This is a genomic window from Dokdonella sp., assembly GCF_036518555.1.
Lineage (GTDB): Bacteria > Pseudomonadota > Gammaproteobacteria > Xanthomonadales > Rhodanobacteraceae > Dokdonella_A.
The window spans coordinates 1-13,257 of sequence record NZ_DATDMY010000169.1; the positions used below are offsets into that span (position 1 = coordinate 1).

Sequence of the window (13,257 nt, forward strand, 5' to 3'; positions counted from 1 at the left end):
GAGGACTGAGGACCATCTAGCGCGACCACCACGTCGAAGGTAGCCCCGATTCCCGATTCCCGATTCCCGATTCCCGATTCCCGATTCCCGATTCCCGATTCCCGATTCCCGATTCCCGATTCCGAGCGCGGCGCATGAGCAAGGACTACAAGGACACGATCAACCTGCCGAAGACCGACTTCGCGATGAAGGCGGATCTGGCGAAGCGCGAGCCGGCGATGCTCGCCGAATGGGAGCGCGCGGACCGCTACGGCGAGATCCAGCGGCGCACCGCGGCGCGCGAGCGCGCCTACATCCTGCACGACGGCCCGCCCTACGCGAACGGCGTGATCCACATCGGCCACGCGGTCAACAAGATCCTCAAGGACATCGTCGTCAAGTCGAAGCTGCTCGCCGGCCTGCGTTCGCCGTACGTGCCCGGCTGGGACTGCCATGGACTGCCGATCGAAGTCGCGGTCGAGAAGGAGATCGGCAAGGTCGGCCAGAAGGTCGATGCGACGACGTTCCGGCACAAGTGCCGCGAGTACGCCGAGAAGCAGATCGACCTGCAGCGCGCCGATTTCAAGCGCCTCGGCGTGCTCGGCGACTGGGACCACCCGTACCGCACGATGGACTACCGCTACGAGGCGGACATCATCCGCGCCCTCGCGAAGATCCACGCGAACGGCCACGTCGTGCGCGGTTTCAAGCCCGTGCACTGGTGCTTCGACTGCGCCTCGGCGCTCGCCGAGGCGGAAATCGAGTACGCGGACAAGGTGTCGCCCGCGATCGACGTCGCCTACGACGCGTGCGATCCGCACGCGCTCGCGGCGAAGTTCGGCGCCAAGGTCGCCGACGGCGACATCGTCGCGGTACCGATCTGGACGACGACGCCGTGGACGCTGCCCGCGAGCGTCGCGGTCACGCTCGGGCCGGACCTCGAATACGCGCTCGTCGAAGGCCCTGCGCGCGACGGCCGCCGCGTGCTCCTCGTCGTCGCCGACGCGCTCGCCGCGGTGGCGCTCGCGCGCTACGGCGTCGAGCACGTGCGCGTGCTGGGGCGCGCGAAGGGTGCGGCGCTCGAGAACCTGCTGCTCGGCCATCCCTTCTACGCCCGGGACATCCCGCTGCTGCTCGGCGAACACGTTTCGGCCGAGGACGGCACCGGTGCGGTGCACACCGCGCCCGGCCATGGCGTCGAGGACTTCGCGGTCGGCCGCAAATATGGCCTCGTGGACAAGTATCCCGCTGCCGTACTCAATCCGATCGGCGGCAACGGCGTCTACCTGCCGGGCACGCCGATCGTCGAGGGCCAGTTCATCTGGAAGGCGAACGACGTGATCGTCGAGCTGCTGCGCGAACGCGGCGTGCTGCTGGCGGCGTCGAAGATCACGCACAGCTATCCGCACTGCTGGCGGCACAAGTCGCCCGTCGCGTTCCGCACGACGCCGCAGTGGTTCATCAGCATGGAGAAGGAAGGCCTGCGCGCGACCGCGCTGAAGGCGATCCGCGACGACGTCGACTGGTTCCCCGCGTGGGGCGAGGAGCGCATCGCGGGCATGATCGCCGGACGTCCCGACTGGTGCATCTCGCGGCAGCGTACCTGGGGCGTGCCGATCGCGCTGTTCGTCGACAAGGCGACGCAGCAGCCGCACCCGCGCAGCGTGGAACTCATGGAGGAGGTCGCGCGGCGCGTCGAGAAGGACGGCGTCGACGCCTGGTATGCGCTCGATCCGGCCGAACTGCTCGGCGCCGAGGCAGGCGGCTACGACAAGGTCACCGATATCCTCGACGTCTGGTTCGACTCGGGCACGTCGCACTGGTGCGTGCTCGACCAGCGCCCGGAGCTCGCGCGCAGGCCGGGCGACGAAGTCATGTACCTCGAAGGCTCGGACCAGCATCGCGGCTGGTTCCACTCCTCGCTGCTCACCGCCGCGGCGATGTTCGACCATGCGCCGTACGACGCGGTGCTCACGCACGGCTTCACGGTCGATGCGCAGGGGCGCAAGATGTCGAAGTCGCTCGGCAACGTGGTCGCCCCGCAGAAGGTCGTCGACACGCTCGGCGCCGACGTGCTGCGCCTGTGGGTGGCCTCGACCGACTACCGCAACGAGATCGCCGTTTCCGACGAGATCCTCAAGCGCGTCGCCGATTCGTACCGGCGCATCCGCAACACGGCACGCTTCCTGCTCGGAAACCTCGACGGCTTCGATCCCGCACGCGACCTGCTGCCCGTGGCCGACGGCCTGCTGCTCGACCAGTGGGCCGTGCAGCAGGCCCACGACGTGCAGCAGGGCGTCGTCGCCGCGTACGCGCGCCACGATTTCCCCGAGGTCGTCGCCCGCGTGCAGAACTTCTGCACCAACGAGATGGGCGCGCTCTACCTCGACATCACGAAGGATCGCCTCTACACGATGCCGACCGACAGTCGTGGCCGGCGCAGCGCGCAGTCGGCGATGTACCGCATCGTCGAGGCGCTCGTGCGCTGGATCGCCCCGATCCTGTCGTTCACCGCGGAGGAGATTTGGCCGCTGGTTCCGGGCCGGCGCGACGCATCGGTGATGTTCGAGACCTGGTACGACGGTCTCGCCGCGCTGCAGGGATCGCCCGAACAGCGCCGCTGGTGGGCCGACCTGCTCGCGATCCGCAGCGGTGCCGCGCGCCTGCTCGAAGGCATGCGCAATGCGGGCACGATCGGCGCGTCGCTTCAGGCGGAGGTCGTCGTGCACGCCGACGCCGCGACCCGCGCGCGCTATGCCGAGGTCGCCGACGAATTGCGCTTCTTCTTCATCACGTCGAGCCTCGAGCTCGCCGACCTCGCCGCGCTGCCGGACCCCGACGGTCGCACCGACGTGCAGGGCGTCGACCTCGACGGCGCGCAGGCATGGGTGGGGGCGAAACCGAGCGACGCGCGGAAATGCATCCGGTGCTGGCAGTACCGCCACGACGTCGGCAGCCATGCCGAACATCCCGAGATCTGCGGTCGCTGCATCGAGAACGTCGACGGCGCCGGCGAAACGCGCCGGTGGTTCTGATGGCATCGCGACCGAATGCGCTCGCCTGGCTCGCGCTGTCACTCGTCGTCATCGCGCTCGACCAATCGACCAAGCACGTCGCACTGGTCGAGCTGCGCCCATACGAACCACACGCGGTCATACCCGGGCTGCTGAACTGGACGCTCGCGTTCAACCCGGGCGCGGCGTTCAGTTTCCTCGCCGGCGAGAACGGTTGGCAACGCTGGCTGTTCACGGTGCTCGCGATCGGCGTGAGCGCGCTGCTCGCGGGGTGGCTTTCGCGTTTGCCGCGCAGCGACTGGCGCAATGCACTGCCGCTGTCGCTGATCATCGGCGGCGCGCTCGGCAACCTCATCGACCGCCTGCGGTTCGGCCACGTGACCGATTTCGTGCAGGTGTACTGGCGCGAATGGTCCTTCCCCGCGTTCAATGTCGCCGACTCGGCGATCTCGGTAGGCGCGGTCCTGCTCGTGGTGTTCGGTCTTTTCGCGAGTGGGAAAGCGGCCGTCAAAGGCGGATAATCACGTCATGGAAGTCCTGCTCGCCAACCCCCGCGGATTCTGCGCCGGTGTCGATCGTGCGATCGAGATCGTCGAACGCGCGCTCGAGACGTTCGGTGCGCCGATCTACGTGCGCCACGAGGTCGTGCACAACCGCTTCGTCGTCGACCGTCTGCGCGCGAAGGGTGCCGCGTTCGTCGACGAGTTGCACGAGGTGCCCGACGGGTCGACCGTGATCTTCAGCGCGCACGGGGTTTCGCAGGCGGTGCGGGGCGAAGCCGCCGAGCGCGGCCTGCGCGTGTTCGATGCCACGTGCCCGCTCGTGACCAAGGTGCACATGGAGGTCGCGCGCCACGGCAAGGCCGGTCGCGACGTCGTGCTCATCGGCCACGCCGGCCACCCCGAAGTCGAAGGCACGATGGGGCAGTGGGACGCGGGCAATGCAGGCGCCATCCACCTGGTCGAAACGCCCGCCTGCGTCGACCGCCTGCAGCCGCGCAATCCGCAGCACATCGCGTTCGCGACGCAGACGACGCTGTCGATCGACGACACGCGCGCGGTGATCGAAGCGCTGCAGCGGCGTTTCCCCGCGATCCAGGGTCCGCGCCACGACGACATCTGCTACGCGACGCAGAATCGGCAGGACGCCGTGCGCAAGCTCGGCCAGCAGTGCGACCTCGTGCTCGTCGTCGGTTCGCCGAACAGCTCGAACTCGAACCGCCTGCGCGAACTCGCCGAGAAACAGGGTGTGCCCGCCTATCTCATCGACGGCGCCGCCGACATCCGGCCAGGATGGCTCGAAGGTCGCACGCGCATCGGCGTGACCGCGGGCGCGTCGGCGCCCGAGAGCCTCGTGCGCGAGGTCGTGAACGCCCTGCGCGAGGTCGGCGCGAGCGGCGTGCGCGAACTCGACGGCGAACCCGAGAACGTCACCTTCGCCTTGCCGAAGGAACTGCGCCTGCGCGTAGTTGCCTGACCGGACGGCGAAAAACCGAAGGCGACGCCGCTCGTCCGGCAATTCCTACCTTGCGACCGTGCGCGCTTGTCCGGCCCGGGCGAGCTGCGTAGGGTAGCCGTGTCAAGGGGTATTTCCGGGGAATGCAGATGTCGGACTCCACCTTCGGAAGCGTTCGGCCGGGTCGCCGGTCGATGGCCGGCTTCACGATGTTCGAGCTCATGATCACGGTCGCGATCGTCGCGATCCTGGCAGGGATCGCCCTGCCGAATTACCGCGAATTCATGATCCGGATGACCGTGACCGAGAACGTCAACACGCTGCTGGGCGCCCTGAACACCGCGCGCGCCGAGGCCGTGAAGCGGGGGCGCCAGGTCGCCGTCATCGCGAACGGCGGCGACTGGAACAACGGCTGGCAGATCGTCGCGGGCAAGGCTACGGCGGCGGGCAGCATCGATCCGCCGGTGGCCGTCGGCCCGACCGAGGCCGACTGCGCCGGCGACTTGGACTTCGACAACGAGACCCCGCTGTGTGCGCGCTTCGATGGGCCGCTGCCGGAGTCGTACAGGATCCTGGCGAAGTCGGAAAGCGGACTGAACGATGCGGAGGTCGTGTTCGCGAGCACCGGAACGATGGTCAACGCCGGGCATTGGTTCAACTTCAGCGTGTGCCGCCCGATCACCAATCCCGACCCTGCGCAGTCCCGCCAGATCACGGTGGCGGACTCGGGCATCGTCACGACACAACGCGATACCTCGGCGGCGCATGCCGGCACCTGCGGCTAATCGGAGATCTCCATGCGGCGCACAGCGTCACGCGGCTTCACCCTGCTCGAAGTGCTGATTGCATTGCTTGTCTTCAGCCTCGGCCTGCTCGGCGTGGCAGGGCTGATGGTCGTTTCCGTCAAGACCAACAACAGCGCATACCTGAGGACGCAGGCATCGTTCCTGGCCCAGTCGATGGCCGATCGCATGCGCGCGAACACGGGCAAGATCAACGACTACAACGGAGACTACGACTCCAGCACCGCCTCGAATTCCTATTGCTCCGCCAGCTGCGATCCCGACGATATCGTCGCGCGCGATCGCGCGCTCTGGAGCCAGCAGCTGACGAGTCTGTTGCCGCCGAACACGACCGCGAACATCAACTGCGTGGGCAACGTCCTCGGCACGCCGGCGACCAGCGGCGCGTCGACGTACGACGGCATCTGCACGTTCACGATCAGCTGGAACGAGGCCACGCTCGAGCAGTCGAACAGCCCCGGCCTGCCGCCTCCGCAGACGTTTGCGTGGGTGTTCCAGCCGTGAAGACCAGGAGCGAACGAACGGTGATCCAGATGAGCGTCTTGCACGGCCGTGCGAAGGGTTTCACCCTCATCGAAGTGATGATCGCGGTCGCGCTCGGCCTCGTGCTGAGTGTTGGCGTGGTCAGCCTCTTCGGAACGACGAGCCGCACGAACAAGCTGCAGAACGGTCTGGCGCGGCTGCAGGAAAACGGACGATTCGCCGCCAGCACGATGGAGCTCGACCTTCGCATGGCCGGCGGCCAGTTCGCGAACAACTACTCCGGCCAGGCGATGCCGAACACGGTCGTGCCCGTGGTACGCGGACGCACGCCCGTGGTCCTCGTCGACCAGCTGAAGTGGCCGGACCCTTCGCCCGGGGCCGGCAATGCGCCCCTGTCGAAGATGAACAGCGTCGACGCTGGCGGCTTTCCCACCGCCGCAGCGGCGACGAAGGGCTACCCATTGAGCCCGCGCTATTTCATTCAAGGCTATTCCTGTCCCACCCCGGGTGCGTGCACGCCATCGGGTCTGCCGAGCGATCTGCCTCCCGAAGGGACGAGTCCCGGCCAGCGCCTGCCCGCGAGCGACGTGCTGACGATCCGCTACCAGCGTGGCTCAGGCTGGCCTGCGGCGGCGATCGGTGCCTGCTCGAGCGGGGCGACGGTTGCAATCCAGACCAGCACCGTCCCTGGCAATGATCCGTTCAATTTCGCCGCGGGCGATCTCGCCCTCATCACCGACGGCGTCAATTCGTCGGTCCTTCCCGTCGCTTCGTATTCGGGGTCGGCATTGACGATCGGCACGACGTTGCCCGGTGTCACGACGCAGTGCGTGAACCCCGGCAATCGTGACCAGCGTGTTTTCAACTTCAGCAAGGATTTCGTCACCGTCACGTACTTCGTGCGCTTGGATGCCGATCCCAATCCGGACGCGCGACCCAACAGCCCGACCGCGGCGCAGCGCGTGATACCCGTGCTCGTCCGCCGCGAGAACGGCGTCAACAACGAACTCGTCCAGGGCGTCGACCAGCTTTCGTTCGTCTACGGCGTGCAGAATTCGAACGGCAAGACGAGTTTCCTGACCGCACAGGAGATCGAAGCGGGCGTGATCCCCTGTGTTCCGCCGCCTGAGGGGATGCCGACCGAGCCGGGTTGCCTGTGGCGCTCCGTGCGGTCGATCGAAGCGCACCTCCTTATCAATACCGTCGACGAGGTGTTCAACCTCGAAACGTCGGGGCACAGGTACGTCTTCAACAACGTCGAGCACACGACGACGGACACCGGTCCGCTGCCGTCGACGCTGAAGGCCGGCAGCATGTTGCGTCGCGAGTTCGTCGCGTTCGCCGCCACCCGCAATCACAACTTCTGAGTCCGCGACATGAAGCGCCATTCGAGTATTCCTTCCGCATCTGGCCGGCGCACCCAAGCGGGCGCGGTGCTGTTCGTCGCCCTGGTGTTCCTGATCCTCATCACGCTGCTCGCCCTCACCGCGACGGGTACGTCGATCCTGCAGGAGAAGATGACCGGCGGCATGCGCAACCGGCAGCTCGGGCTGATGGGTGCGGAAACTACGTTGCGCGGCGGCGAGGCCTTCTTCACGACGGCCAATTTCAGCGGCAGCAACCCTCTGCCTCAATGCCCGGAAGGCGGCAGCGGCAGCGTCTGCGCATTCCCGCCGCGCCAGCTCAATCTCGGCGGCGGGCTTGCCGGAGCCAAGCTCGATGATGTCGTGCAGACGTTCCGCACGGCGACGGGCTGGATCCCGATGCCTCCGAGTGCCTACAGCTACGCGCGCACGCTCACGGGTTTCAGCGAGGACGACCTCAAGACGGCCGTCCTCAACGAGCAGCCGATGTATCTCATCGAAGACCTCGGCGCGGATGTGCCCGCCGGGCTCGGTCAGCAACGCGGGATCATCGACCCGGAGAACCAGAAGAGCGCGTGGCTGTATCGACTCACCGCGCGAAGCCAGGGCGGCAGCGGTGCCGTCATCCGCGTCGCGGAAAGCGTGTATTCACCCGGTCTCAATCTCGGCAACGCCGGCGCCAACCTGTCCGGGACTCCTTGAAGCCGTCAGGCAGAGGAAATTGCTATGTATTCGCCCCGTTCTCTCCGATCCGCTGCGCTCGCCTTCGCGACCGCGGGCATCTGGGCCGCAGCCGGCCTTTCCGGCAACGCGCTCGCACAGGCCGTCATCGCGCCGGGTACGATCGACCTGCTCGCGACACCGCCGGAACTCACGGCGTCCGTCGAACCGAACATCGTCGTGACATTCGATGATTCCGGCTCGATGGCGAGCCACTACATGGGTGACGGCCGTCCGTTCGACAACAGTGGCTGGGGCGCCCCTTGGGGATGTGCGGGCGTCATCGATCCGCGTGCGCCCGCAGGCGACATCCGTGCGCACGCGATGAACGGCGTCTATTACAACCCGAATGTGCTGTATACGCCGCCGGTGAAGGCGGACGGCACGTCGTTTCCCAACGCGGACGCGACGCTCGCCTCGGTCTGGGCCGACGGCATCGCGGTGAATCGCCCGCGCAACGCGATCACTCCGGGCGCGGCCGGCGACTACGACAACCCCGACGGCGACGCGAGCGGCGACGACAGTCGGCGAACCAACGTCGTAGGCATCAAGTCCGGGTCGACCGACAAGCGCTGGACGTGCGGCTTCGGTTCCTATCCGGGTTCGTTCGTCGGCGGCGAGAACGTCAACAACGGCGGTCCTTACTACTATCGCCTGAAGGCCTCCGCACCGACGATTCCTCTCGATGCATTCGGCGATCCGACCGGGCCGGCGGGCACGTCGGGGACGGGGCTCAACATCATCTACAACGCCGCCAACTGGGAGGCGGTCCGGCTCGATAACACGACCGTTACGATCGAGGGCGTGTCCGTCAACCAGTGGCAGAACTTCGCCAACTGGTACGCGTACTACCGCACGCGCAATCTGATGACTCGCACGGCACTGTCGCGCACGTTCGCGAAGTTCGGCGGCAACGTGCGCGTCGCCTGGCAAAACATCAACGACGGCACGTACAAACTTCCGGGGACGGCGATCATCACGAAGCTGCTCGACAAGGCCGGCGTCGCGTGCAGCGGCACCAACCCGGCGAGCGCGTTCGCGACCGGCGCGCAGCCCGACTGCTATCGCAGCGCGTTCTTCAACTGGGTATTCGAAACCGGCGCCAGTGGCACCACGCCCGACCGTGCCTCGACGATCCGCGCGGGCGACTTCTTCAAGCGCGGCAACACCGGCAACCTGCTCGATCCGTACTGGCAGCTCGCCGACGCGAGCACGGGTGCGACCGGGCGCGAGCTGTCCTGCCGGCAGAACTTCCACATGCTCGTCACCGACGGTTACTGGAACGAAGGCGACCCCGCCGTGCCGAGCCCGTATTACGACTCGGAAACGTCGCGCACGCTGCCGGACGGAAAGACGTTCTCGAACAGTGACGCGGCCTCGCGCGTCTACTGGGACGTCGATGGGACCAAGTACCAGTCCTCACTCGCGAACATCGCGTTCAATTATTGGGCGCAGGACCTGCGCACGAACCTCGACGACAAGGTGAAGCCGTTCATTCCGGACAAGACGACCGGCATCACCGGTTCAACGCCAGTCGGGCCGGATCCGCTCGCGAATCCGGAGGTGTATTTCAACCCGGCCAATGACCCGGCAACGTGGCAGCACGTCGTGCAGTTCATGGTCACCCTCGGCATCGCCGGCAATCTGAACTTCTCCGAAGACGTCGATTGCGCCAACCCGAACAGCGACATGTGCAAGCTGCGCAAGGGGCTGCCCAATTCAGCCGGAATCACCGGTTGGCCACGCCCGTCGAACAACTCGCCGCCGGCGATCGACGATACCTGGCATGCGGCGGTCAATTCGCGCGGTTCCTATTTCAGCGCGAGCAATCCCGGCGACCTCGTGACCCATCTCGAGGCGATCATCAACAACGTTCTCGCGCGCGGTGCGTCGTCGACACCGACGTCGATTTCGCTGCCGCTCGCAACCGCCGGCAACAGCGCCTACGCCGCCGGTTACGACAGTTCGGACTGGTCCGGTTCGCTCATCCACGGCGACGCCGATCCGAACACGCAGAATCTCGTGAACCCCGACTGGGATGCCGGATGCACGCTCACGGGCGGTACGTTCGAGCCGACGACGGCGCGTTGCACGCAGCCGAGCGGTGGCCCCTGGACCTCGCCTCCGGGCTATCCGTCGACCGCGCGCAGCCCCGACAGCCGACGCATCTTCACCTCCAAGCGCACGGTGTCCGGGACGGTCGGAATTCCGTTTCGCTGGAACACCTCGGCGCTCGGCACCGAGTACGTCGATGCGTTGAATCAGAAGCCGACCGACGCAACGCTGTGCAAGGCGACGACGAACGCGGCCGCATGCGATGCCTACGGGACCAATCGTATCGACTACGTGCGCGGATACCGCAAGAACGAGGCGACTCCGACGCCTCATTTCCGCACGCGCAGCTCGGTATTTGGCGCGGTCGTCAACGCCGCCCCGCTGTACGTGTCGTCACCGCGCGGCGGCTTCTACGATACGTTCCCAATCGGTTCGCCCGAGCAGATCGCCTTCGCCGCAGATCCGGACCAGGGGTACGCCAAGTTCCAGGAAAGCCACCGCTCGCGCAGGCCGATGGTCTACGTCGGTTCGAACGACGGCATGTTGCACGCGTTCGATGCGGAGAGCGGTGACGAAAGCTGGGCGTTCGTGCCGTCCACGTTGATCCAGAACCGGCGCCTCGCCCGTTCGACCGCCGACACTGCGGGCCTCACGCCCGGCGTGGATTCCGCGCCACGCGAAGCGGACGTGTTCCTCAACGGCTCCTGGCATACGATTCTCATCGGCTCGCTGCGGCTCGGTGGGCGCGGTATCTATGCGCTCGATGTCACCGACGTGCCGAGCGACGCGTTCAGCGAGTCCACCGTTGCGAATGCGGTGATGTGGGAGTTCAACAGCGGCCCGACGCGCGATCCGGCCAGCGTGCCGTCGAACGATCCGGTATGCGCGCCCGGTGCCACGACCTGCCCGTCGCTCGGCTATTCCTACGATTCGGCGAATGTCGCGCGCATCCACGCCGGCAACAAATGGGTCGCAGTCGTTTCGAGCGGTTACTTCCCGTCGCGCTCGTCGGATGCTGCGATCGCCAACGACGCGAACGAACCTGCTGCGAAGCACACTTCGCTGCTCGTCATCGACCTGGCCACGGGCGCGCTGATTCGCGAGATCCGCACCGATATCGCGCCGCAGACGCGCCCGTCCGGATTCAAGACCTACGGCCTCTCGACGCCGACCGTGTTCGATGTCGGCAACGATCAGATCGCCGATTTCGTGTATGCGGGCGACCTCGCCGGCAACCTGTGGCGCTTCGACATCAGCGACGCGAATCCGACCAGCTGGAAGGTCGACCTGATGTTCAGCACCTATGCGGCGGGCGGCGCGGCTGCGGTCGGTGACCAGCCGATCGTGTACAACCCGACCGCGCTGCGCGATCCGGTCACGATGCGCCCGATCGTCGTCTTCGGTACCGGCAAATACCTTGGGCGCGACGATCGTACGAGTGGAATCCCGGGCCAGGCGTTCTACGGAATCCGCGACTATCCGACGTACTCGGCCGCGATCGCACCCAATACCCTCGTCACGCAGGTGCTGACGCAGTCGCCTTCGGGCATGCGCTCGATCACGGGCGAGCAGCCACCGAGCTCGGTTCCGGTCGGTGCGCCCGAGATGCTCGTGGGCGGCCTGGATGCGCAAAACAATCCGATCGACGTTTCGATCGGCCCCGCCAACGGTTGGCGCCTGCCGCTCAACTTCGCGGGCACGCCCGAGAAAGGCGAGCGCGCGGATCGCCGGGCGATTCCGTACTACAGTGCGAATCTCGCGGTGTTGTACACGATGATCCCGAAGGGTGACGACCCGTGCGACCCGGGCCGGCGTTTCGCCGTGATGGCCATCAACGGCGCAAACGGCGCCGCCGCGTTCCCCGGTTCGCCGGGCTACCGCGCCGGTGTCGGCGTGACGGGCCAAGTCACAGGCAGCGACAGGCCAATCGGCGATCCGGTCGAGAAGCCCGGTGGCGGGCTGATCATTCCGGGTGCCTCGGTCGACGTGACGGATGCGATCAACAAGGCGATCTCGCCGGCACCCTGGCACCGGGCTGCCTGGAAGGAACTCATCGACCTTCATTGAGGCATGCCATGGCCGCCCTCCGCGGGAACGAAGCCGCGGAGGGCTTCTTCGACGGAAAACAAGTCATGAATCGCACTTCCAGGGGTTTCACGCTGCTCGAGATGATGATCGTGGTCGTCATCATCGCGATCCTCGCCGCGGTCGCGTATCCGAACTATCGCAGGTACGTCCAGCGGGCCAACCGCGCAGACGCGAAGGATCTTGCGATGCGGATCGCCGCCGCGGAGGAACGTCGGTACACCAACCTGAACCGGTATACCGACCAGTTCAGCGGGAACGACAGCCTGCAGATGTCGGACGTATCCGAGCGCGGGCTCTACACCGCGCAGGTGCAACTCGGCAATGGCGATCAGACGTTCACGCTGCTCCTCGTGCCGGGCGGCTCGCAGGCCAGCGATGCCTGCGGCACGCTGACGATCAACAATACGGGTTTCAAGGACTGGACGGGCGACAAGCCGCCGTCGAACGGCGCGTGCTGGTGATGCCGGGCAGGGCTCAGGCCAGGACTCGGACCACGTGACGACGTCGCGGAAGGTTGTCGCCGGCTCGCTGAATGTCTATACTCCGCGCCCCTCGCCGGAGTAGCTCAGTTGGTAGAGCGGCGCATTCGTAATGCGTAGGTCGGGGGTTCGATTCCCTTCTCCGGCACCATATCGTCCTGCCCCGCGACGCTCGGCGTCGGGCCGCGCCGGCTGCGATCCGCGGCCTGAACCGGCGCCAGGGTGAAGGGTCGAGACGGGCGGTTAGCTCAGCGGTAGAGCATTGCCTTCACACGGCAAGGGTCGCAGGTTCGATCCCTGCACCGCCCACCAATCCTGCGTGTCCGGTCGCGCGAGCGACACGAACGAAACCGCCTTCGGGCGGTTTTTCCGTTTCATGGTGCCTGCCGATCGCGTGCGTCTTGCGCGGCGAGACGGCTCGCGGCTACAACGACGACTTTGGACGCGCCGGCGGGAGGACATGCGCTTGAGCCATCATGGACTGATCGTCCATCGCGCGAGCCGGGTCGAGCGGCTGGCGCAGGCGTTGGCCGAGCGCCTCGATGCGGAGCGCCCGGCCAATCCGCTCGAGCCGCAGCGCGTCGTCGTCGCCCATCCCGGCATGCAGCGGTGGCTGTTCGGCTTCCTCGGGCGCCGTCCGTCCGAGGGTGGCGGCCACCCGATCGCCGCGAACCTCGAAATGCTGCTGCCCTGGCAGTGGCTGCTGCGCCGCATGAAGGACCTCGACGGTGATGAGCTCGCGCACGACGGCGTCTGGCGGCAGGACGCCCTGCGCTGGCTGATCCTCGATGGACTCGAGCAGCTGCCGCGGTCCGTC

Annotated in this window: 10 protein-coding genes and 2 tRNA genes; all 12 read left to right on the plus strand. The window is 66.7% G+C overall.

Annotated features, from left to right (window positions below):
• Positions 1–134 precede the first annotated feature (134 nt).
• A complete protein-coding gene (ileS, locus tag VI238_RS09860; RefSeq protein WP_331650871.1) occupies positions 135–3,014 on the plus strand; it encodes an isoleucine--tRNA ligase in 2,880 nt (959 codons plus the stop codon).
• The gene (gene lspA / locus VI238_RS09865) at positions 3,014–3,514 is read left to right on the plus strand and encodes a signal peptidase II (protein ID WP_331650873.1); all 501 of its coding nucleotides are present in this window, start codon (positions 3,014–3,016) and stop codon (positions 3,512–3,514) included. Before ileS ends, lspA begins: the two co-directional genes overlap by 1 nt.
• Before the next feature lie 7 nt (positions 3,515–3,521).
• Positions 3,522–4,469 (plus strand): 4-hydroxy-3-methylbut-2-enyl diphosphate reductase, encoded by a 948-nt coding sequence (gene ispH / locus VI238_RS09870; RefSeq protein ID WP_331650874.1) that lies wholly within the window; start codon positions 3,522–3,524, stop codon positions 4,467–4,469.
• 173 nt (positions 4,470–4,642) lie between these two features.
• Positions 4,643–5,233 carry a GspH/FimT family pseudopilin gene (locus VI238_RS09875; protein WP_331650876.1) on the plus strand — a complete coding sequence of 197 codons (591 nt, stop codon included), beginning with the start codon at positions 4,643–4,645 and terminating at the stop codon, positions 5,231–5,233.
• A 12-nt stretch (positions 5,234–5,245) separates the two neighbouring features.
• A complete protein-coding gene (gene pilV / locus VI238_RS09880; protein ID WP_331650878.1) occupies positions 5,246–5,755 on the plus strand; it encodes a type IV pilus modification protein PilV in 510 nt (169 codons plus the stop codon).
• Between the two features lie 29 nt (positions 5,756–5,784).
• On the plus strand, positions 5,785–7,101 hold the full coding sequence (locus VI238_RS09885; RefSeq protein WP_331650879.1) for a PilW family protein: 1,317 nt from the start codon (positions 5,785–5,787) through the stop codon (positions 7,099–7,101).
• A gap of 66 nt (positions 7,102–7,167) precedes the next feature.
• On the plus strand, positions 7,168–7,800 hold the full coding sequence (locus tag VI238_RS09890) for a pilus assembly PilX family protein (RefSeq protein WP_331650881.1): 633 nt from the start codon (positions 7,168–7,170) through the stop codon (positions 7,798–7,800).
• Positions 7,801–7,824: 24 nt separating this feature from the next.
• Positions 7,825–11,940: a pilus assembly protein gene (locus VI238_RS09895; RefSeq protein ID WP_331650882.1), complete on the plus strand. Its 4,116-nt coding sequence runs from the start codon at positions 7,825–7,827 to the stop codon at positions 11,938–11,940.
• 65 nt (positions 11,941–12,005) lie between these two features.
• On the plus strand, positions 12,006–12,422 hold the full coding sequence (locus VI238_RS09900) for a type IV pilin protein (RefSeq protein WP_331650884.1): 417 nt from the start codon (positions 12,006–12,008) through the stop codon (positions 12,420–12,422).
• A 93-nt stretch (positions 12,423–12,515) separates the two neighbouring features.
• Positions 12,516–12,591 (plus strand) — tRNA-Thr (locus VI238_RS09905).
• Between the two features lie 86 nt (positions 12,592–12,677).
• A tRNA-Val gene (locus VI238_RS09910) sits at positions 12,678–12,752 on the plus strand.
• A gap of 154 nt (positions 12,753–12,906) precedes the next feature.
• Positions 12,907–13,257 (plus strand): exodeoxyribonuclease V subunit gamma (locus VI238_RS09915; RefSeq protein WP_414650051.1); only part of this gene is annotated, 351 nt, incomplete at its 3' end.